The sequence below is a fragment of the Mycolicibacterium sp. P4_G11 genome (genome assembly GCF_056555145.1).
Genome location: NZ_JBFUJW010000013.1, coordinates 124,814 through 145,409, shown reverse-complemented (window position 1 = coordinate 145,409; position 20,596 = coordinate 124,814). Strand labels below are relative to the sequence as shown.

Below are 20,596 nucleotides of genomic sequence, written 5' to 3'. Positions count from 1 at the left end.
GATCAGGCCCCGGCGCCCGGAACCTCAGGAGCCACGTGCGTCTTCTCGTACTCGGCCAGGATGTCGATGCGGCGCTGGTGCCGCGCGGCCTCCGACCATTCGGCGGCCAGGAAGGCGTCGACGATGGCGAAGGCTTCCTCGGTGCTGTGCATACGGCCACCGATGCCCATCACCTGCGCGTTGTTGTGCTCGCGGGCCAGCTGCGCGGTCTCGACGCTCCAGGCCAGCGCACAGCGCACACCCGGCACCTTGTTGGCCGCGATCTGCTCGCCGTTGCCCGAGCCGCCGATCACGATGCCCAGGCTGCCCGGGTCGTCGACGGTGCGCTTGGCGGCGTCGATGCAGAACGCCGGGTAGTCGTCCTCGGCGTCGTAGGCGAAGGCACCGCAGTCGACGGCCTGGTGGCCATTGGCGGTGAGGTGGTCGAGCAGGGCCTGCTTGAGTTCGTATCCGGCGTGGTCGGCTCCGAGATATACGCGCATGGCGCACATTCTGGCAGAACAGCGGCCCCGGACAGAATCAGCCGGTTAGCCGGAGGCGATCTTCGTGTCGCGGTCGATGGCCTCGGTGATCTGCTTGATGATCTCGGCCTGGTCGGCGACGCCGTCGATGTTGATCTGCATGACGTACAGCCCGGTCCCGTCCTGGATGACGACGGTGTTCTGCGTGATGAGCTTCGTCACCCCGTTGGAATTCCAGGAACCGGCGATCTGGAACGACTTGTGGCCGTCGACAGTGCCCGGTGTGCCGGGGTCGGTGGCGGTGAATCCCGGCAGGTTGTTCAGCTCACCCGGCGCGAAGTCGAGAATCTTCTGGGCATCGGCGTTCGGGCCCAGCCGGGAGATCAACGCCGTGGCGCTGGGCCGGTACGCGCCGGCGCTCGGGCCGTTGTAGACGATCGACTCGTACGCGAAAGCCGGCGTCTGCGGTCCGGCGTCGACCCAGCCCGGGGGCATCGGCATCGTCACCACCGGTGCGCCGGGTTCATTGCGGTGGACCAGCGCCTCCGGAATGTTGTTGCTCTTCAGGTAGGTGGCGATGGTCTGGTAGTTGCCGGGTGTACCGACCAGCAGCGGCGGTGTCGGCTTGTGCGACGACGACGCCGGCTTGTCCACTCCGGAGCTCTGGCTGCTGGTTCCCGAGGCGTCCGAAGACCCACTCGAGTCGCCACCGGAATTCAAGAGGACGACGGCGATCAGCACGACCACGACGGCGGCGATGGAGCCACCGATCACCCAGATCTTGGTGGACTTGCCGCCCGAGGACTGGCCACGACCGGGCTGCGTCTTGCCGATGTCGGCCGCGAGTTGCGAGTACGACGGTGGCGGTCCGCCGGGGCGGCCCATGCCGGGCGCGGCGTGCGCGGCCGGGTCGGCCGGGATGACCGGCAGCACCACTGTCGGCGACACCGTCTCGTGAGTGGGCCGGACAAGCCGCTGCGGCGGCACAGGCGGCGGCCCCGGAGGGGTCGGCAGCGGCTGCCGATACGGCGGGGCCGACGGTGACGAATCCGGTTCCGGCCGAAACGGTTTCGGCGGCGGCAGCCTGACCGGATCGGTTGTTGGCGTGGGCGGCGGTGTCGGCTCCGGGCGAACCGACTCTGGCGTCGGCGTCGCCTCCGAGACCGGCTCCGAGACCGGCTCCGAGACCGGCTCCGAGACCGGCTCGGACGGTGGCTGCGGCACGGGTGGCGCAGGTGGCTCCGGAACCGGGGGCTGCGCAACGGGCTCCTGCGCGACGGGCTCCTGCACAACAGGTTCCGGCGCGACCGGTTCGGGCTCCGGCTCCTCGACGGGGTCGGGTTCGGCGACCGGGACCGGCGGTGCCGGAGGTGCCGAGAACTCGGCCGGGACCGGCGGCGGCGTCACCGGCTCGACCGGCGGCGGCGTCACCTCGGGAGCGGACGGCGTCTCGGCGGCCGGCGCCGCGGGCTCGGCCGGCTTGACCGTCGGCAGCCGCAACTCGGCGGTGCGCAGGTTCAGCGTCGGTGACTCGGTGACCAGTTCGGCCTGCCGTTCAAAGGCCCGCGCGAACTTGGTACAGGAATCGAATCGGTCATCGGGCGACTTGCCCATGGCCGTGATCAGCACGTCGTTCAGCGGCTCCAGCCATGGCTTCAGGTCGCTGGCCTTGGGCGGGGTCGCACTGAGGTGCTGGCTGATCACCGCGATCTGGTTGGTGTCCTGGTAGGGCGTCTGGCCGGTGAGCAACCGGTACGCGGTCGCGGCGAGCGCGTACTGGTCGGCGCGGCCGTCGATCTCGCCGCCCATCAACTGCTCTGGCGCCGAGTAGGAGACGGTGCCGATCGCCAGGTTGGCCGACGTCAGGCCAGTCACCTCACCGATCTGGCGGGCGATGCCGAAGTCGCTCAGCAGGATTCGCCGCTCGTCGGTGTCGATGTTGCTCAGCAGGATGTTGGCCGGCTTGATGTCGCGGTGCAGCAACCCACGCTGGTGCGCGTAGTCCAGGGCCGAGCTCATGGCCTTGACGATGGCGACCACGAGCTCCAGCGGCAGCCCGTTCGGGTACTCGTACTTGACCAGCTGCGCGGCGTCGGTGCCGTCGACGTAGTCCATCGTGATCCACAGCCGGCCCTCGAACTCGCCGCGGTCGTGCAGGCCGACGATGTGCGGATGCCACAGGCCCGCGGCGATATTGGCTTCGCGCTCGAACCGGATGCGGAATTCGTCGTTGGCGGAGGCGGTTTCCCGGAGCACCTTCATGGCGTCGAGGCGGGGCAGCCTGGGGTGCTGGACGAGGTACACATCGCCCATTCCCCCTGAGCCCAGCAACCGGCGCACGGTGTACCCGGCGAAGGTTGCGCCCGTCTCCAGCGACATCAGCGCATCCTACTCAAACCCGCACGTCGAAGGACGAAACTGTCCGTCGGCACGTCGCTCCCCACCAGTTGCATCGTTGTGGCTCATGTTTCGGATGTGTCTGACCACCGTAACGGCGTCCAGACGTTCCTTGCGGAACGCCGACGAGATTACCTGTGCCGACCCAGGCGAGCGTGACTAGCGGCCGATTGCGCTCAGTCGAATTCGGGAGCCTCGTTGCGGGAGCGCTTGAGCTCCCAGAAGTGCGGGTAGGACGCGAAAATCACCGACGCGTCCCACAGCTTGCCGGCCTCTTCACCGCGCGGGATACGCGACAGCACCGGACCGAAGAAGGCGACGCCATTGACGTGGATGGTCGGCGTCCCCACATCGGGGCCGACGGCGTCCATGCCGGCGTGGTGACTCTTGCGCAGCGCCTCGTCGAACTTGTCGCTGGTGGCCGCCTCCGCCAGCTCGGCAGGCAGCCCGAGTTCTTCGAGGGACTCGGCGATTACCTCGGGGAAGTTCTTGTTGCCCTGGTTGTGAATCCGGGTGCCCATCGCGGTGTACAGGGGCGCCAGCACGTCGGAACCGAGCGCTTCTTCAGCAGCGATCGCGACGCGCACCGGACCCCATGCCAGCTTCATCATCTCCTGGTACTGCTCGGGCAGGTCCCTGCCCTCGTTCAGCACGGCCAGGCTCATGACGTGAAACTGCACGTCGACATCCCGGACCTGCGCGACCTCGAGGATCCAGCGCGAGGTGATCCAGGCCCATGGGCACAGCGGATCGAACCAGAATCCCGCGACATCTTTGGTGACGGCAGAGTCGGCCATTCGTCTTTTCCTTTTGCGCTCGGTACAGATCCCGTTGCGAACAACTATGCCCGGCGTCCCTATGTTCCCGGTCACGGCTACCAGTTGTCCCCTAAGTTGGTGACGTGGCACTTCCGAACCTGACCCGCGACCAGGCCGCCGAGCGCGCCGCACTGGTGACCGTCGACAACTACCGCATCGATCTTGACCTCACCGACGGTGCCGGCGCACCGGGCGAGCGCACCTTCCGGTCGGTGACCACGGTGACGTTCAGCGCCCTGCCCGGCGCCAACACCGTCATCGACATCGCCGCCGACACCCTCCGCAGCGCGACCCTCAACGGGCTGCCCATCGACGTGTCCGCGTACGACGAATCAACGGGCGTGCAGCTGGCCGGGCTGGCCGAGCAGAACGTCGTCGTCGTCGACGCGGACTGCCGCTACTCCAACACCGGCGAGGGGCTGCACCGCTTCGTCGACCCCGTCGACGGTGAGGTCTACCTCTACTCGCAGTTCGAAACCGCCGACGCCAAGCGGATGTTCGCCTGCTTCGACCAGCCGGACCTCAAGGCCACCTTCGACGTGGCGGTGACCGCACCTGCGCACTGGCAGGTGATCTCGAACGGCGCGACGGTCAATGCCGAAGGCGGCAAGCACACCTTCGTGACCACCCCGAAGATGAGCACGTACCTGGCTGCGTTGATCGCCGGCCCCTACGCCCGGTGGGACGACGTCTACAGCGACGAGCACGGCGACATTCCGCTGGGCATCTTCTGCCGCGCGTCGCTGGCCGAGTACATGGACGCCGATCGGCTGTTCACCGAGACCAAGCAGGGATTCTCCTTCTACCACAACAACTTCGGCACGCCGTACGCGTTCGGCAAGTACGACCAGCTGTTCGTGCCGGAATTCAACGCCGGCGCCATGGAGAACGCGGGCGCGGTCACGTTCCTGGAGGACTACGTCTTCCGGTCCAAGGTCACGCGCTACTCGTACGAACGCCGCGCGGAGACCGTGCTGCACGAGATGGCCCACATGTGGTTCGGTGACCTGGTCACCATGCGCTGGTGGGATGACCTGTGGCTCAACGAATCCTTCGCCACGTTCGCCTCGGTGCTGTGCCAGGCCGAGGCCACCGAGTACAAGCAGGCCTGGACCACCTTCGCGAACGTGGAGAAGTCCTGGGCCTACCGGCAGGACCAGCTGCCGTCCACCCACCCGGTGGCCGCCGACATCCCCGACCTGGCGGCAGTCGAGGTGAACTTCGACGGCATCACCTACGCCAAGGGCGCCAGTGTGCTCAAGCAGCTGGTGGCCTACGTCGGGCTGGAGCCGTTCCTGTCCGGCCTGCGCGACTACTTCCGCGACCACGCCTACGACAACGCCACGTTCGCCGATCTGCTTGGCGCACTGGAGAAGTCGTCGGGCCGGGACCTGTCGGACTGGGGCCAGCAGTGGCTCAAGACCACGGGCCTGAACACGCTGCGGGCCGACTTCGACGTCGACGGTGCCGGCGCGTTCACCCGGTTCGCCATCACCCAGAGCGGTGCGGCACCCGGGGCCGGTGAGACCCGCGTGCACCGGCTGGCCGTCGGGCTGTACGACGACGACGGCTCCGGCAAGCTGGTCCGGGTACACCGCGAGGAACTCGACGTCGAGGGTCCGGTGACGGATGTCCCTGCCCTGGTGGGTCTTTCGCGCAGCAAGTTGATCCTGGTCAACGACGACGACCTGACCTACTGCTCGATGCGGCTCGATCCCGCGTCGCTGCAGACGGTGCTGAGCCGGATCGCCGACATCGAGGACCCGCTCCCCCGCACCCTGGCCTGGTCGGCGGCGTGGGAGATGACGCGCGAGGCCGAGATGAAGGCCCGCGAGTTCGTCGCACTGGTCATGAGTGGCCTGCACGCCGAGACCGAGGTGGGCGTCGCCCAGCGGCTGGTGCTGCAGGCACAGACCGCCCTCACCTCCTACGCCGATCCCGCATGGGCGGCCGAAATCGGTTGGGCCGCTTTCGGCGACGCGTTGCTGGACCTGGCGCGGGACTCGTCGCCGGGATCGGACCACCAGCTGGCGTACATCAACGCGTTGTGCACGTCGGTGCTGGCACCGAACCACATCGCGGTGCTGTCGACACTGCTGGACAACGAGCCCGCCGCGGTGAACATGGCGGGCCTGGTGATCGACACCGATCTGCGGTGGCGCATCGTCACCGCACTGGCCCGCGCGGGCGTCATCGACGCAGACGGCGTGGCGACGCCGTTCATCGACACCGAGGCCCAGCAGGATCCCACGGCGGCCGGTCAGCGCAACGCCGCTGCCGCGACCGCCGCCCGCCCGCAGGCAGCGGTGAAAGAGGCTGCGTGGCAGCAGGTCATCGAGGACGACACGCTGGCGAACATCACCACGCGCGCCATCGTCGGCGGCCTGGTCCAGCCCGGGCAGACCGAGCTGCTGGCACCATTCCGGGACCAGTACTTCGCGGCGATCTCCGGGGTGTGGGAGCGGCGCTCGAGCGAGGTGGCCCAGACCGTCGTCATCGGCCTGTACCCGGCGTGGGACATCAGCCAGGCCGGTCTCGATGCCGCCGACCGGTTCCTCTCCGACCCGGAGCTGCCGCCGGCCCTGCGCCGCCTGGTCGTGGAAGGCCGTGCGGGAGTGGAGCGTTCGCTGCGCGCGCGGGCCTTCGACATCAGCTGACGCGACTGCGGGAGCCGCACCTGGCCGACACAGGTCAGGTGCGGCCCTGCAGGATGCCTTCGATGTTGCGCTCCGCGAGCGCGGTGATGGTCATGTACGGGTTGCAACCGAGGTGCCCGGGCATGAGTGAGGCATCGTTGACGAACAGGTTGCGGTGGCCGTTCACCCGCCCGAAGGCGTCGGTGGCCTTGCCCCGCACACAGCCGCCCAGCGGGTGGACAGTGTTGGGCGCGAACACTTTTCCGCTGAACAGGTCATTGCGGTAGTCGACGCGGTTGGCCCGCACGATCTTGTCGAACACCTGCCTGGCCCTGGCCTCGTTGTTCGCGGCGAAGGCGTCGGTCCACTGGATGGTCGCGGTGTCGGACTGGCGGTCGTAGGTGATGTCGGCCCGGTCGCCGGTGTCGACCATGACGTAGTAGCCGAGCAGGTAGGTCTCGACCGGTAGCGGCATGGAGAACATGCTGGCGTACACCGGGTTGTCCGGGTCGTCGCGGCCGTCGATGTTGATCATGCCCATCAGGGATTGCGTGGTGCCTGCCGGATCGCTCTTGGCCAGGTTGTGTCCGACCATCAGGTCACCGTTGTTGCCGTAGCCCTTGCCGACCTGATCGTTGAGCCGGGCCAGGTCGCCGGTCTCCCGCGCCTTCAGCAGCAACTTGGTGGTGCCGAGCACGCCGGCCGCGAGATACAGCTGGTCACAACCGAATTCGGTCTTGGACAGCTCCTTGCCCCAGCGGTCGATCTCGCGGGTAGACACCACGAACTCACCCGAACGCTCCTGACGGATCGAGGTGACCTCGGTCAGCGGGCGCAGCGTGACGTGGCCCGTCTTGAGCGCTTCAGCGATGTAGGTCTGGTCGACGCTGCCGAACCGGCCGTAGTTGCTGCCGAACTGCTGCTCGAACGCCAGCGAGGACTGCGGCACCTGTCCGGCCGCTTCCTTGACCAGATAGTCGAAGGAGTAGGAGCTGCCGTTGTAGTCAACCTTGTAGCCGGCCGCCGCCGCGTACTTGCGGCCGACGCGGGCGTATTGGAAGCACGGGGTCTGCTCGAACCAGGGCATGTCGCGGTAACTGATCTTCAGCGCGGACTTGGCGCGTTCGACATAGGTGCGCAGGAACTCGTCGCCGCCGATGTCGGGGAACGCCTTGGCGACCTGGCGCGGCGTCGGGATGGCAGCGATGCCCGCATTGATCATCGAGCCGCCACCGACCGCCAAACCCCGGAAGACGTCGTGGGCACCGTGCGTCACCTTCTGGCAGATGCCGGCCTGGATCGGCTGGGGCGACGGCGCGTGCTCCGCCACCTGCTCCACGGTGAAGCCACCGAAGGAGGTGACCAGGCTCGGCGGCACCTTCGTGAACCAGCCGGCGCGGGTGTCGGCGGGCAGCATCTTGGAGAACCGCTTGCCGTCGTCGTCGGGCTTGTCCCACAGCCGGCCCTGTTCGATGACCAGCGTCTCGACGCCGGCCTGTCCCAGCCGCAGCGCCGACACCCCGCCGCCGTAGCCGCTGCCGATCACGATGGCCGAGAAGTGCTTCCGGGATTCGGTGCGGTCGCGCGATCGTTCGACGAGGACGCCCACACCGGCCACACCCGCGACGCCCACCACCGCCGCACCGCCGAGAAACTGGCGCCGGCTGATCGGGCTCATCGGTTGCCTGCCTCGACAGGACATGCGTCGGCGGCACGGGCCGCGCCGCAGCGCGGGACGTGTCGATGCCGGCCCTGCGTCACTGCCAAGATCGTCCTTCCGCCTAACCGTCCAGCTAACCCGAAGCCGGCCGCCTCCCGACGTTCCGAATAACGGATTCATCACAAAAATTACACGATGCCGCGGGGTTTCCGCCGCTCTGCGAGATCCGGCCGCCAGCGCGTCGACCAACCCGCGCGACGCCCGGTATGTCGCAGGTCACCCATATCCGTGTATGGCACTCTACCTGCAAGTTTATCGCCGACGACGCTGGACGGACGACCGGTGTCGCACTGCCGGGAGCGCGGCCGGGCAATTCGGCGGAATGCCCCCGCGCCCTGACCCTGCAGACAATTTGCTGGATAACGCTAAGAAAACGGACAAGAACTGGCGCTGGCAACCGTTGTGTATTTGCGCAAACGGCCGAATGCGGGTACGAATACGGGGTGTTGTCGGCATTGCGCGCGGGCCAGGAGGCGTCGCAGCCTCTCGCGCCCGCTGAGCCCGACGCATCCGAAGCGCCGAAGTCGAAATGGCGCGATCCCAAGCGCTACCTGTGGCTGTTGGGCCCCATCACTCCCGGAATGGTGGGCCTGTCCTGGCTGCTGGTGTGGCTGACGGGCATCGACGCCTTCTGGTGGGCCGGCTCGCTGCTGACGTTCGGCTTGGTCCCGCTGCTGGACCACATCGTGGGCCCCGAGGCCGAGACGACTCCCGGAGACCTGCGCCGTCTGGAAGACGACCCCTTCTACCGGATCGCCACCCACCTGTTCCTGCCGGCGCAGTACCTCTCGCTGATCTTCGCGTGCTGGCTCTGGGCCGGCGGCGGCTGGGTGACCATGTCGCCCGTCGACAAGCTGGGCCTCATGGCCGCGGTCGGGACGGTCGGCGGCATCGCGATCAACGCCGCCCACGAACTCGGCCACAAGCGCGGCATGTCCGAGCGCCGGCTCAGCAAGATCGCTCTGGCCCAGACCTGCTACGGCCACTTCTTCGTGGAGCACAACCGCGGCCACCACGTGCGGGTGGCCACTCCGGAGGATCCCGCCAGCTCACGGCTCGGCGAGAGCCTGTACGCCTTCATCGGCCGGTCGGTCGTCGGCAGCCTGCGGTCGGCGTGGCAGCTGGAGTCCGACCGCCTCGCCCGCGTCCGTAAGTCCAAGTGGTCGCTGCACAACGAGGTCCTCAACGCCTGGCTGATGACCGTCGTCCTGTTCGTCATCCTGGTGGCCTGGTTCGGCGTCACCGTCCTGCCCTGGCTGTTCGGTCAGGCCGTCATCGGCATCTTCCTGCTGGAGACCGTCAACTACCTGGAGCACTACGGCCTGCGGCGGCAGCAGCTGCCGAACGGCCGCTACGAGCGCGTGCGCGCCGGTCACAGCTGGAACAGCAACACCGTGATCGCCAATGTGTTCCTGTTCCACCTGCAGCGGCACTCCGATCACCACGCCAACCCGATGCGTCGGTACCAGGCGCTGTGCCATGCCGATGAGGCTCCGCAGCTGCCGGGCGGTTACGGCACCATGCTGCTGCTGGCCATCTGCCCGCCACTGTGGCGTCGGGTGATGGACCCGCGCGTGCTGGCGCACTACGACGGCGACATCAGCCTCACCGCGCTGCAGCCGGGATACGAAGCCCGCCTGCGCAAGCGCTACCCCGCCGCCGCGCAGGGATAGTCAGTCCGCCAAGGCTCGGCGGTTCGGGACTACCGACCGCATCATCGTCAGCAGGAGAGCGCCGCCCGCTTCGAGTTGAGCATCGGCGGCACGTCGATCGTCGCTGACCATCTCGACCGTTGTCTTCAAGCCGTCGAAGGCACCGACGAGGACGGTGGCGAGGAGCTCCGGGTCGACGGTGACGTCCATGTCGCTGCTGGACTGGCCGTCGCGGATGATGTTGGCCACAGTGTCGATCCAACTGCGGGTCAGTTCCGTCGCGAGGGTGCGGGTCTCGGGCATCTCGGCGAGGTTCTGCGTGAGGCGCGAGATGACCCAGGCATCCGGGTCGGCGCGGTGCAGTTCCAGCATGGCAGGTAGCAGCTCCTCGAGTCGTCCGCGTCCGGCGGGCACAGACGCCAGCCGCGCCTGCACTCGATCGAGCCATTGCGCGTGCTTCTCGGTGAGCACGGCGACGGCCAATGCTTCCTTGTTCTCGAAATGAAAGTAGACCGAGCCCTTGGTCATTCCGCTCGTTTCGACGACATCCGCCATCCGCGCGCGGTCGTAGCCCAGCTGCGCGAACACAGTGGCGGCTGCGTCGAGGATTCGCTGGCGGGACGTAGCGCCCTGCTCGGTCGGGCCGGCCGGCCGGCCGACGGGTCGACGAGCCGGCGCGCTGCGAGGTGGTGTTGCCATCGGCCCAGTATAGGTCTATTAATTAGACGAACGGGTCGGTTTAATTAAGGAGACAATGGTGAGCGCATATTTCAACCGACAGCGGGTGCTGGTCACCGGGGCGTCGTCGGGTATCGGGCGCGCGTTCGCGGCACGTATCGCCGCGGACGGTGGCGACCTGGTCTTGATCGCTCGCCGGGAGGTGCTCCTGCAGACACTGGCTGACGAGCTGCGCGAGCGGTTCGGCACCAGCGTGGAAGTCATCGCCGCGGACCTCAGCACCCCGGGCGCAGCGTCACGCATCGCGGACGTGCTCACCCAGCGTTCGATCGTCGTCGACGCGCTGGTCAACAACGCCGGCCTCGGAATCCATGGCGACCTGGCCGACGCCGGCCTCGGGGCGATCTCGAATCAGATCGCGGTGAACGTCACGGCATTGACCGAGCTCACAGCAATCTTGTTACCGGGCATGGTCACTCGCGGGCGGGGAGCCGTGGTCAACGTGGCGAGTACCGCCGCATTTCAGCCGGTACCTCACATGGCGGTATATGCCGCGACAAAAGCGTATGTACTCTCCTTCACCCGCGCCTTGTGGTCCGAGTCCCGCGGCACCGGCGTCCGGGTGTTGGCCGTGAGTCCGGGTGCAACCGACACCGAGTTCTTCGAAGTCGCCGGCGATGACGCGTCTTTCGGCTCCCGGCGTACGCCAGAGCAAGTCGTCAGCGCCACTCTTCGTGCACTCGAGTCCGACCATTCCGACATCGTCGACGGTGCGACAAACGCCTTGCTGGCACGCATCGCCGGCCGCCTCCCCATCAGATGGGCCATCGGACTGGCCGAACGCTCCGTCCGTCCGGAACTCGCTGCGGCCCGATCCAATTGAGCGCTTCGGGTGCGAACCATTGGTTCGCACCCGGCAGAGTGAATGAAATCAGGCGGGCGAGACGCCGGCGCTCAGCACGCGGACCGCGCTGATCAGGCCGTCCATCAGGTTGCCCTGCTTGAACGACGCGGCCGCCGCGGACACTCCCAGCGGAGCGGCCTCTTCGATACCGCGACCGCGGACCTCGGAGCCGTAGACGACCTCGATGGCCTTCTGGTTCGGCGAAACAGCCAGCAGCACCGCGTTGTTCGGCGTCGGCACGGTGGCCAGCACCTCACGTGCGGTGGCGGCGGTGTCCGCACCCAGGTCGCCGATGTAGACGGCGAATCGGGCGCCGGCAGCGCGCGAACCGTACTTCAGGGCGTCGTCGAGGAACACCAGGTCCTTGACCGGGAACGGGTAGTGCACCGACAGCTCACCGGGTTCGGTGACGCCGGAGATGCGGCCGCTGTACGTGACGGCGTAGCCGTACGGCAGGTTGGCCGGATCGATGTTTGCGACCTCGGTCTGGCTACCACTTGCCACTTGCGCCACCTCCCACAGTCAGGTGCGAGTCATGGCCACCGTGGCCGTGATCCGCGGGTTCCTCGGCCGCCCACAGGATCGGCGCGTGGGTCCACTTGTCGGTCATCTTGTAGGTGTCCGGGTGCGGACTCTTGCGCAACAAGAACAGCGCGCCAAGCACCAGCAGCAGCGCCAACGGCACCCCACCGAGCAGCGAATGAGTAAGTGCAATGCTCACGCGCAAACCGTATCAGTACGCAACCAGCTCACGCTGAGGACAGGGGCATTCCGCCGCCGGATTTCAGGCGGCACCTTCGCCGAGGTAGCGCACCCAGGCCGGATCGAGTTCTTTGACCGCCGACAGCAGCCGCCAGTGCTGCCCCTTGGGCGGCAGCGGCGCCGCATGCAGCGTCCAGCCGAGTTCGGTCAGCAGCCGGTCCGCCTTGCGGTGATTACACGGACCACAGGCCGCGACGCAGTTCTCCCACGAGTGCTCGCCGCCGCGGCTGCGTGGCACGACATGGTCGACGGTGTCGGCCTTGCCGCCGCAGTACGCGCAACGAAACCGGTCCCGGTGCATCAGCGCGGCCCTGGTCATGGGAATGCGGGCCCGATACGGGACCCGCACATAACTACGCAGCCGGATTACCGACGGAACGGCGACCGCACGGGTCGCCGAATGTATGACAGGACCCGTCGGATCGTCGTGCACCACGTCGGCTTTGCCGCACAGCACCATGATCACGGCGCGACGCATGGGCAGCGCGGTCAACGGTTCGTAGGTCGAGTTCAGCAGCAGGACACGGCGGCGGCCCCAGAGCGAGCCGACTGATCCCTCAGAGGGACTTGATTCGACTGCGTGCAGGGGTGATGACAGTGCTGTGCTCGGCACAGGCGAACCCACCGCGGCGCTGTGAAGTCTGTGGCCGCGGACCTTTCTCCGTTGCGACATACGTCCTCCGTGTTGACAGTCCACCATGGATCGGCAGAGATCGCACGAGAATTCCGGCGTGTTAGCTGGGCGATCCGGTGAACTTCGGGTGACGGAAGCGCCGCTGCAGGCTGGTAGACAATGGAACCGTGACTGATGTCCAACCGTCGTTCAACGACGAAGCGCAACGGTCGTTCTACGACGAAGTCGGTGGAGCTCAGACCTTCCAACTCCTCGTGTCGCGGTTCTACCAACTGGTCCGCGACGACGAGATCCTGCGCCCGCTGTATCCGGAGGATGACCTCGACGGCGCCGAACACCGGCTGCGGATGTTCCTCGAGCAGTACTGGGGCGGTCCCCGCACCTACGGTCAGGAACGCGGCCATCCCCGGCTGCGGATGCGGCACGCCCCGTTCCGGATCGGTTTCCTCGAGCGCGACGCCTGGCTGCGGTGCATGCACACCGCGCTCGCCTCGATCGACGCCGAGACCATCGATGCCGCGCACCGGCAGGCACTGCTCGACTACTTCGACATGGCCGCCCAGCACATGGTCAACTCGGCGTTCTGATGACAGCACCGCGGTGGTGGTCACGCGCGGTCTTCTATCAGCTCTACCCGCGATCGTTCGCCGACAGCGACGGTGACGGCGTCGGCGATCTCGATGGCGTGACGGCGCACCTGGACTATCTGCGGTCGCTCGGCGTCGACGCGCTGTGGCTCAACCCGGTGATGGTCTCCCCCATGGTCGATCACGGGTACGACGTCGCCGACCCGCGCGACGTCGATCCGCTGTTCGGCGGGATGGCGGCGCTCGATCGGTTGATCGCCGCCGCGCGGGCCGTGGACATCAAGGTCACGATGGACCTGGTCCCGAACCACACCAGCTCCGCGCATCCGTGGTTCCAGGCGGCCCTGGCCGCGGGTCCGGGCAGTCCGGAGCGGTCCCGCTATCACTTCCGGGACGGCCGCGGGCGCAGCGGCGATCTGCCGCCCAACAATTGGACATCGGTGTTCGGCGGTCCGGCGTGGACCCGGGTTTCCGCGGCCGACGGCCGGCCCGGCCAGTGGTACCTGCACCTGTTCGACGCCGCGCAGCCGGACCTGAATTGGGACAACCCGGAGATCTCGGCGGATCTGGAACGGACGCTGCGGTTCTGGCTGGACCGCGGCGTCGCCGGCTTCCGGATCGACGTGGCGCACGGGATGGCGAAACCGGCCGATCTGCCGGACATGGCCGATCGCGCCGCGGAATCCGACACCGCCATGCTGACGTCCGAGTCGAACGATCCGCGCTTCAACAACGACGGCGTGCACGCCATTCACCGCGACATCCGGACGGTGCTCGACGACTATCCCGACGCGGCCACCGTGGGCGAGGTCTGGGTGTTCGACAACGCCGATTTCGCGAAGTACCTGCGTCCCGACGAACTGCATCTGGGTTTCAATTTCCGTTTGGTACGAGCCGATTTCACCGCGCACGCCGTCCGTGAGGCGATCGAGAATTCCCTGGCCGCCGCCGAGCTGGCCGACTCGCCGCCCACCTGGACGCTGTCCAACCACGACGTCGAACGCGAGGTGAGCCGTTACGGCGATGGCGCACAGGGACTTTCCCGGGCCCGCGCGATGGCGCTGGTGATGTTGGCGCTGCCCGGCGCGGTATTCGTCTACAACGGCGAAGAACTCGGACTACCCAACGTCGACCTGCCCGACGACGTCCTGCAGGACCCGGTCTGGGAGCGTTCCGGCCACACCGAACGGGGCCGCGACGGCTGCCGGGTGCCCCTGCCCTGGTCCGGCGACACCGCGCCGTACGGATTCTCGTCTGCCGCGGATACCTGGTTGCCGATGCCCGCGGGTTGGGGACCGTTGACGGTTGACGCGCAGTGCACAGACCCGGAGTCGACGTTGTCGTTGTTCCGGCGGGCCATCGAATTGCGCCGGGACCGAACGGTTTTGGGCCGTTCGGTGCGGTGGCTACCGACCGCACCGGACCTGTTGGCATTCCAGTGCGAGGACGGCCTGGTCTGCCTGCTGAATGCGGGCAGCACCACGGTCGACCTACCCGCCGGCCAGGTGGTGCTCGCGAGTGGGCCGCTACCCGGCGGCCGAATGCCACCCGCCACCGCCGCCTGGCTGACTTACGATTAGCCCATGCCCGTCGACGCGACCCGTGTTGCGGTGCGATTGTCCGCACCGACCGGTGACGCGCGCGCCGACCGGTGGCGGGCGCACCGCGCGACGGTGCGGGAGGAGCTGATCGAGGCCACCCTTCGGGCAATCGACGAATACGGGCCCGACTTGTCGATCGACGACGTGGTGAAAACCGCCGGCGTGCCACGACCGAAGCTGTACCGCTTCTTCACCGACAAGGAGACGTTGTTCGCCGCCGTCGGTGACCGCATGCAGGAGCTGATCGTGCAGCGCGTCATTCCGTGCTTCCACGTCACCGCGACGGCACTGGAGCTCGTGCGTTCTGCGCTGGCCGGCTACATCGATCTGGTGGACGAGCGGCCCAACCTCTTTCGATTCGTCGTCGGTTCTCATTTCAGCGACGACCATTCCCGGACCAAGCTGCTGGAGAACGGCCGCAATCTGTCCAGCGCCATGACCGAAGTCCTCGCCGCGATGCTGCGCATGCACGGCGGCGACGCCGACCACCTGGAATACACGGCCGACGCGATCCTCGGCGCGGTGGCCCTCGGTGTGCTGCGGTGGCTCAACGAGCCGACGATCAGCAAAGACGAACTCATCGCGCAGCTGACCCCCGTGATCTGGGGTGCGGTGTCGGCGGCCGCCACTGCCCGCGGCGTCGTCATCGCACCCGACGAGCAGATGGCGTTGTTCGGCACCGCCGACTGAACCGTTACCGGTCGTCCTGACCTGCACCCAGGCAGCTCAGAAAACGTCATTATCCAAAACCCTTGCGCAATAGCGCATGCCGTCGTAACTTCGAACTACTAGAACTCGCGGTACTAGTTACTGAATGTTCGAGGAAAGGCTGGCGGCATGGCCGTACGCAGCAGGCAACACCCGACAACGACGTCGGAGCGGAACTCCCGGGCGCTCTACCCACGGACCCGACGAATCCGCTTCCGCTTCGGCGAGGACCCTGGCCGGAAGTACTTCGTCGCCGGGGACATGGTCTTCAGCCATTTCGTCGCCGGCCTCTCGGGGGCATTTCCTCCCGGCGAGGAAGGTTTCATCCGGTCGGTCCGCCGATTCGCCGACCGGATCACCGATCCCGACCTCAAGAAACGGGTCGCCGGCTTCATCGGCCAGGAATCCATGCACGGACAGGAACACCGGCACCTCAACGAGAAGCTGGTCGCGATGGGCTACCCCATCGCGTGGTGGGATTCAAAAGGGTTGAAGGACAGGCAGATACGGCTCGAAGACCGGTTGCCCGCGCACGTACATCTGGCGATGACGGCCGCCGCCGAGCACTACACCGCGGTGCTGGCCGAGCGGGTGTTGTCGAGCGACGAGCTGCAATCGATCCCCGCCGACGCCGAGGTGTGGCACCTGCTGAATTGGCATGCGCTGGAAGAACTCGAGCACAAATCGGTGGCCTTCGACGTGTACCGCGCCGTCGGCGGCACCGAGCGCACCCGCATCGCGGTGATGGCCGCGGTGTGCGGCCTGCTGCTGCCGGTGACGCTGATTTCGCTGGCGGCCTCGATCGGGTCTGATCCGGTGGCACGGCGCCGGCCCGACCGCCTGGCCCGCGAAGCGTACGAGCTGTTCACCGGCCCGATATTCAAAGGCCTGCTGCCCGATCTCGCGGTCTACCTGCGGCCTGGATTCCATCCAGACGATGTCGATACCAGCGCATTGGCCCTGCAGTGGCGGGACACCCTGTTCGGCGCCGACGGCGTCCTCGTCGACCACCTCAAATAGCCGAGACAACGGAAGGAATCGATCATGAGTGCTGAGCCGATCACCCCGCATGGGGTTGCTCTTCCCAAGGTCCGCCGGATGCGGTTCCGGTTCGGGGAACCCGAGCCCCTGCACCGCCACTTCGTCGAGGGCGACATTGTGTTCAGCCACCTGGTGGCCGTGCTGTCCGGCTCATTTCCGCCCGGCGAGGAGTCGTTCATCCGATCCGTCCGACGCTTCTCCGACCAGATCACCGACCCGGTGCTCAAGAAGCGCGTCGCCGGGTTCATCGGTCAGGAATCGGTGCACGGCCAGGAACATCGCAAGTTGAACACTCAGCTCGCCGACATGGGCTATCCGCTGGTGCGGTTCTTGTTGTTCGCGCCGACCAGCGTGCGGCAGAAGGTGGTGCTGCGCATCGAGCAGCTGATCCCGGCGAAGGTCCATCTGGCCATGACGGCCGCCGCGGAGCACTACACCGCGGTCCTGGGTGCGCGGGTGCTGTCCAACGACGAAATCCAGGCGATCCCAGGCGATCCCGAGGTCTGGCGGCTGCTGAACTGGCACGCCATGGAGGAGCTGGAGCACAAGTCCGTCGCCTTCGACGTCTACCGGTCGGTGGGCGGTTCCGAGCGCACCCGCATCGCGGTCATGTGGTTCATGTACTTCCTGACAATCCCGGTCGTCACGGCCGCGGTGGCACTGTCGATCCTGCTGGATCCGACCGCGTGGCGGCCGTTCAAGGTGCTCCGCCAGACCTACGGTGTGTTCCGCGGACCCCTGGTGCGCGGGATTCTTTCAGAGATTGCCGAGTATCTGCGGCCCGGCTTCCATCCGGACGATGTGCCCACCGATGAGCTGCTCGAACGCTGGCAGCACGACTTGTTCGGCGCCGGTGGCGAACTCGTCGGCTACGTCCGATAGCCGAGGACGGACATGACCGCGAGTACGAAGGTCGCACCGTCACCTACAGCCGAGCGGCACACGCCCGATCACGAAGTGGTGATCGTCGGCGCCGGGTTCGGTGGCATCGGCGCCGGTATCGCCCTGTACCGCAAGGGGATCCACGACTTCGTCATCGTCGACAAGTGGGACCATGTCGGCGGCACCTGGCATGCGAACACCTATCCCGGTGTGGCAGTGGACATCCCGTCTGTCATCTACAGCTTCTCCTACGAGCAGCGCGGCGGCTGGTCGCGCATCTTCGCTCCCGGCAGTGAGTTGCGGGACTACGCCGACGACATGGTGGACAAGTACGGCCTGCGCGACAAGTTGCGGCTGGGCACCACCGTGACCGGGGCGACGTTCGATGAGCGCAACAGCATGTGGCGATTGCGGACCGACGGCGGGGCCGAGATCACCGGCCGCCACGTCGTGATGGCGGTCGGCGGGCTGGAACGGCCGAAGCTGCCGGACATTCCCGGGCTGCAGGATTTCGGCGGGGTGCTGATGCACACCGCGCTGTGGGATCACGATGTCGCGTTGGCCGGGAAACGGGTGGCGGTGATCGGGACGGGCGCGACGTCACTTCAGCTCGTGCCGGCGATCGTCGACGAGGTGGCGCACCTCACCGTCTTTCAGCGCACCCCGATCTGGGTGTTTCCCAAGCCCGACAGCCAGATTCACGGTATCGCCCGCACGGTGCTGGAGTTCGGCCAATTGCGGTCGGCGCTGCGCGCAGTCGGGACCGTCGCGACCGAGATCGGGATGGGCGGCATGCTCACCGGCCCGAGCTGGCTGGTCGAAGCCACCCGCAAGCTCGCCGAGGCTCCCGTGCGGGCGTGGATGCGCAGCCAGATCACCGATCCGGCGACCCGCGAGAAGCTGATCCCCCGCTACGGCCTGGGCTGCAAACGGCCGTCGATGTCGAACGACTACTTGAAGACGTTCAATCGCAGTGACGTCAGCCTCGTCACCGACTCCATCGAGCGCATCACCGAGACCGGTGTGGTGACGGCCGACGGCGTCGAGCACGAGATCGACGTCCTCATCTGTGCGACCGGATTCAAACTGTGGGAAAGGGATTCCGTACCGCCCTTCCCCGTCGTCGGCCGCGACGGACTCGACGCCGCGGAGTTCTGGGCGGTCAATCGATTTCAGGCCTATCAAGGTGTCTCCGTACCCGGCTTCCCGAACATGTTCATGATCACCGGGCCCTACGGATTCGTCCTCGGGTCGTATCTGTGGATGATCGAGGCCACCGCCGCACATCTCAGTCGGGCCATCGCCGAAGCCAAGCGGCGCGGCGCCCGGGAGGTCGAGATCCGGCAGGACGTCCACGACGCCTACTTCCAGCACTGCCTCCAGCGTCAGGCGCGCAACGTCCTGTTCACGCCGACCTGCGCGGGGTCCAACACGTATTACATCGATTACCACGGTGATTCACCGTTCCGGCCGACGACGCACGGCGAGATGTACTGGCAGAACCGTCATTACCACCTCGACGTCTATCGGTATGGCGCGGGCACCGACAGTGTCGACGAAATAGCAGCCACCTCGAAGGAGGCCGGATGAAGATCAACAATCTGGAACCACAGCTCGTCGTCGTCACGGGCGCGGGCAGCGGCATCGGGCGTGCCACCGCCATCCGCTTCGCCAAACGCGGTGCGCACGTGGTGGTCTCCGATATCGACGCCGACTCGGCGGAGGCGACCGCGGCCATGATCAAAGGCGCCGGGCGCCGCGCGTCGGCCGCGCAGCTGGACGTCACCGATCCGGACGCGTGGGTGGCTTTCGCCGATGCCGTGCGTGCCGAGCAAGGCGTGCCCGACGTCGTTGTCAACAACGCCGGCATCGTCGTCAGCGGCCCGTTCCTCAAGCTGTCCGCCGCGGATTGGGACAAGCAGCTCAGCATCAATCTGATGGGTGTGGTGCACGGCTGCCGGGTGTTCGGTGCGCAGATGGCCGAGCGCGGCAGGGGCGGTCATATCGTCAACATCGCCTCGGCGGCGGCGTTCACGCCGACGCCGGTCATGGCGCCGTACTCGGTGTCCAAGGCGGGGGTCAAGATGCTCAGCGAATGCCTGCGCCTGGAGCTCAAGCCGTACGGCATCGGGGTCAGCGCCATCTGCCCCGGCGTGATCAACACGAACATCGGGGACCGGGCCGTCACCGTCGGTGTCGATCCCGCGCTCGTCGCGCAGGCCCAGCGCCTGACCAAACAGCTACAAGAGTTCGCCGAGATGCTGCCGTTCTCGCCGATGAGCCCCGACCTGGTGGCCCGGGCCGTGGTGCGGGCGGTCAGCTACGACCTCGCGGTGGTACCGGTGCGGGCGGAGGCGTGGCTGGGCTACGTCATGCACCGCGTCGCCCCGGGAATCAATCGCGTTATGGCGCAGCCATTCTCGTTCGACTTGGCCGAGAAACTCGTGGGGGCCGTGCTGGAGCGCGTGACCCCCGCGCCGACCGCGCCCGTCGCCGGCGCGGAAGCCATGGCGCGCCACTAGCCGGGCTCAGCACCACCCACGATCAGGCCCACCATGCTCTTCACCAGCGTGGTGACGCGCTTCGGCGGCGGCTCACCCGCGAGGAGGTGCCGCCGTACGGCGGCCAGTGGCAGATCCAGGAGGGCGAAGGCGATCTGATCCGCGGGCCGTCCGGTCTGTTTCGCCAGGCTCCGAACAGCACCGTCGAGGCGCTGTCGCGAATCGTCTTCAGCGGTGGCCAATTCCGCGCGGGCGGCCTCGCCCCATCCGTCGGGCTCGAATGCCCGAACGCCGGCCTGCAGCACGACAGCCGCCGGTAGGTGACCGCGGCACCAGTCGACCAACCACACTGCCGCGCGAACCGCGCTGTCGGGCGTGGGGTGATCCCCGAGGGCCTCCAGGTAGCCGCTTTGAAAGCCCGCCGTGGTGCGGAACCACAAGGCGGCCAACAACGCAGCCCGGTCGGGAAAGCGATGGTAGATCGACCCGCTCGGGGCCCCTACCTCGCGCGCCACCGCGTTCATCGTCAGCGCCCGCACTCCCCCGGCGGCGAACAGGCGTGCGGCCGCGTCCAGGAAATCGTCGGCGCTGTGCTGTGGAGCCCTACCCATGAT

Annotated in this window: 19 protein-coding genes; 10 read left to right on the top strand and 9 right to left on the bottom strand. The window is 67.2% G+C overall.

The features are described from left to right. Positions 1 to 2: 2 nt before the first annotated feature. From AC1U2B_RS25295 to AC1U2B_RS25285, 3 genes are all read right to left on the bottom strand, one after another. A complete protein-coding gene (locus AC1U2B_RS25295; RefSeq protein WP_043394633.1) occupies positions 3 to 482 on the bottom strand; it encodes a ribose-5-phosphate isomerase in 480 nt (159 codons plus the stop codon). 45 nt (positions 483 to 527) lie between these two features. Beyond that, complete coding sequence (locus AC1U2B_RS25290) at positions 528 to 2,840, bottom strand: LpqN/LpqT family lipoprotein (RefSeq protein WP_480218961.1); 2,313 nt, start codon at positions 2,838 to 2,840, stop codon at positions 528 to 530. A gap of 194 nt (positions 2,841 to 3,034) precedes the next feature. Then, positions 3,035 to 3,655, bottom strand: coding sequence for a mycothiol-dependent nitroreductase Rv2466c family protein (locus AC1U2B_RS25285; protein ID WP_043394324.1), 621 nt, complete (start codon positions 3,653 to 3,655; stop codon positions 3,035 to 3,037). Positions 3,656 to 3,759: 104 nt separating this feature from the next. Here AC1U2B_RS25285 and pepN point away from each other — a divergent pair, with 104 nt between their 5' ends. Continuing rightward, complete coding sequence (gene pepN, locus AC1U2B_RS25280; protein ID WP_480218960.1) at positions 3,760 to 6,333, top strand: aminopeptidase N; 2,574 nt, start codon at positions 3,760 to 3,762, stop codon at positions 6,331 to 6,333. 34 nt (positions 6,334 to 6,367) lie between these two features. On the opposite strand, the gene AC1U2B_RS25275 is transcribed toward pepN, so the two are convergent. Further along, positions 6,368 to 7,990 carry a GMC oxidoreductase gene (locus AC1U2B_RS25275; RefSeq protein WP_480218959.1) on the bottom strand — a complete coding sequence of 541 codons (1,623 nt, stop codon included), beginning with the start codon at positions 7,988 to 7,990 and terminating at the stop codon, positions 6,368 to 6,370. Positions 7,991 to 8,475: 485 nt separating this feature from the next. Here AC1U2B_RS25275 and AC1U2B_RS25270 point away from each other — a divergent pair, with 485 nt between their 5' ends. Continuing rightward, entirely contained in the window at positions 8,476 to 9,705 is a 1,230-nt protein-coding gene (locus AC1U2B_RS25270; protein WP_480218958.1) for an alkane 1-monooxygenase, read from the top strand. On the opposite strand, the gene AC1U2B_RS25265 is transcribed toward AC1U2B_RS25270, so the two are convergent. Then, positions 9,706 to 10,383 carry a TetR family transcriptional regulator gene (locus AC1U2B_RS25265; protein WP_480218957.1) on the bottom strand — a complete coding sequence of 226 codons (678 nt, stop codon included), beginning with the start codon at positions 10,381 to 10,383 and terminating at the stop codon, positions 9,706 to 9,708. Positions 10,384 to 10,438: 55 nt separating this feature from the next. Here AC1U2B_RS25265 and AC1U2B_RS25260 point away from each other — a divergent pair, with 55 nt between their 5' ends. Continuing rightward, positions 10,439 to 11,245, top strand: coding sequence for an SDR family NAD(P)-dependent oxidoreductase (locus AC1U2B_RS25260; RefSeq protein ID WP_480218956.1), 807 nt, complete (start codon positions 10,439 to 10,441; stop codon positions 11,243 to 11,245). Positions 11,246 to 11,293: 48 nt separating this feature from the next. Here the strand turns inward: AC1U2B_RS25260 and AC1U2B_RS25255 are convergent, their stop codons facing one another. From AC1U2B_RS25255 to AC1U2B_RS25245, 3 genes are all read right to left on the bottom strand, one after another. After that, positions 11,294 to 11,770 (bottom strand): DUF5130 domain-containing protein, encoded by a 477-nt coding sequence (locus tag AC1U2B_RS25255; protein ID WP_043984350.1) that lies wholly within the window; start codon positions 11,768 to 11,770, stop codon positions 11,294 to 11,296. Then, positions 11,757 to 11,987, bottom strand: coding sequence for an aa3-type cytochrome oxidase subunit CtaJ (ctaJ, locus tag AC1U2B_RS25250; RefSeq protein ID WP_029105398.1), 231 nt, complete (start codon positions 11,985 to 11,987; stop codon positions 11,757 to 11,759). Before ctaJ ends, AC1U2B_RS25255 begins: the two co-directional genes overlap by 14 nt. A 63-nt stretch (positions 11,988 to 12,050) precedes the next feature. Next, the gene (locus AC1U2B_RS25245; RefSeq protein WP_480218955.1) at positions 12,051 to 12,701 is read right to left on the bottom strand and encodes an HNH endonuclease; all 651 of its coding nucleotides are present in this window, start codon (positions 12,699 to 12,701) and stop codon (positions 12,051 to 12,053) included. A 128-nt stretch (positions 12,702 to 12,829) separates the two neighbouring features. On the opposite strand from AC1U2B_RS25245, the gene AC1U2B_RS25240 reads away from it, so the two are divergent. From AC1U2B_RS25240 to AC1U2B_RS25210, 7 genes are all read left to right on the top strand, one after another. Next, positions 12,830 to 13,249, top strand: coding sequence for a globin (locus AC1U2B_RS25240; protein WP_480218954.1), 420 nt, complete (start codon positions 12,830 to 12,832; stop codon positions 13,247 to 13,249). Continuing rightward, entirely contained in the window at positions 13,249 to 14,829 is a 1,581-nt protein-coding gene (locus tag AC1U2B_RS25235) for a glycoside hydrolase family 13 protein (protein ID WP_480218953.1), read from the top strand. Before AC1U2B_RS25240 ends, AC1U2B_RS25235 begins: the two co-directional genes overlap by 1 nt. Before the next feature lie 3 nt (positions 14,830 to 14,832). Beyond that, on the top strand, positions 14,833 to 15,540 hold the full coding sequence (locus tag AC1U2B_RS25230) for a TetR/AcrR family transcriptional regulator (RefSeq protein WP_260971948.1): 708 nt from the start codon (positions 14,833 to 14,835) through the stop codon (positions 15,538 to 15,540). A 147-nt stretch (positions 15,541 to 15,687) separates the two neighbouring features. Next, a complete protein-coding gene (locus AC1U2B_RS25225; protein WP_480218952.1) occupies positions 15,688 to 16,578 on the top strand; it encodes a metal-dependent hydrolase in 891 nt (296 codons plus the stop codon). A 24-nt stretch (positions 16,579 to 16,602) separates the two neighbouring features. Next, positions 16,603 to 17,481 (top strand): metal-dependent hydrolase, encoded by an 879-nt coding sequence (locus AC1U2B_RS25220; RefSeq protein ID WP_480218951.1) that lies wholly within the window; start codon positions 16,603 to 16,605, stop codon positions 17,479 to 17,481. 12 nt (positions 17,482 to 17,493) lie between these two features. Next, a complete protein-coding gene (locus AC1U2B_RS25215; RefSeq protein WP_480218950.1) occupies positions 17,494 to 19,071 on the top strand; it encodes a flavin-containing monooxygenase in 1,578 nt (525 codons plus the stop codon). Beyond that, entirely contained in the window at positions 19,068 to 20,003 is a 936-nt protein-coding gene (locus tag AC1U2B_RS25210) for an SDR family NAD(P)-dependent oxidoreductase (protein ID WP_480218949.1), read from the top strand. The genes AC1U2B_RS25215 and AC1U2B_RS25210 overlap by 4 nt, the downstream gene beginning before the upstream one ends. On the opposite strand, the gene AC1U2B_RS25205 is transcribed toward AC1U2B_RS25210, so the two are convergent. Next, complete coding sequence (locus tag AC1U2B_RS25205) at positions 20,000 to 20,593, bottom strand: TetR/AcrR family transcriptional regulator (RefSeq protein ID WP_480218948.1); 594 nt, start codon at positions 20,591 to 20,593, stop codon at positions 20,000 to 20,002. The two genes, AC1U2B_RS25210 and AC1U2B_RS25205, sit on opposite strands and share 4 nt — an antisense overlap. Positions 20,594 to 20,596: the final 3 nt, after the last annotated feature.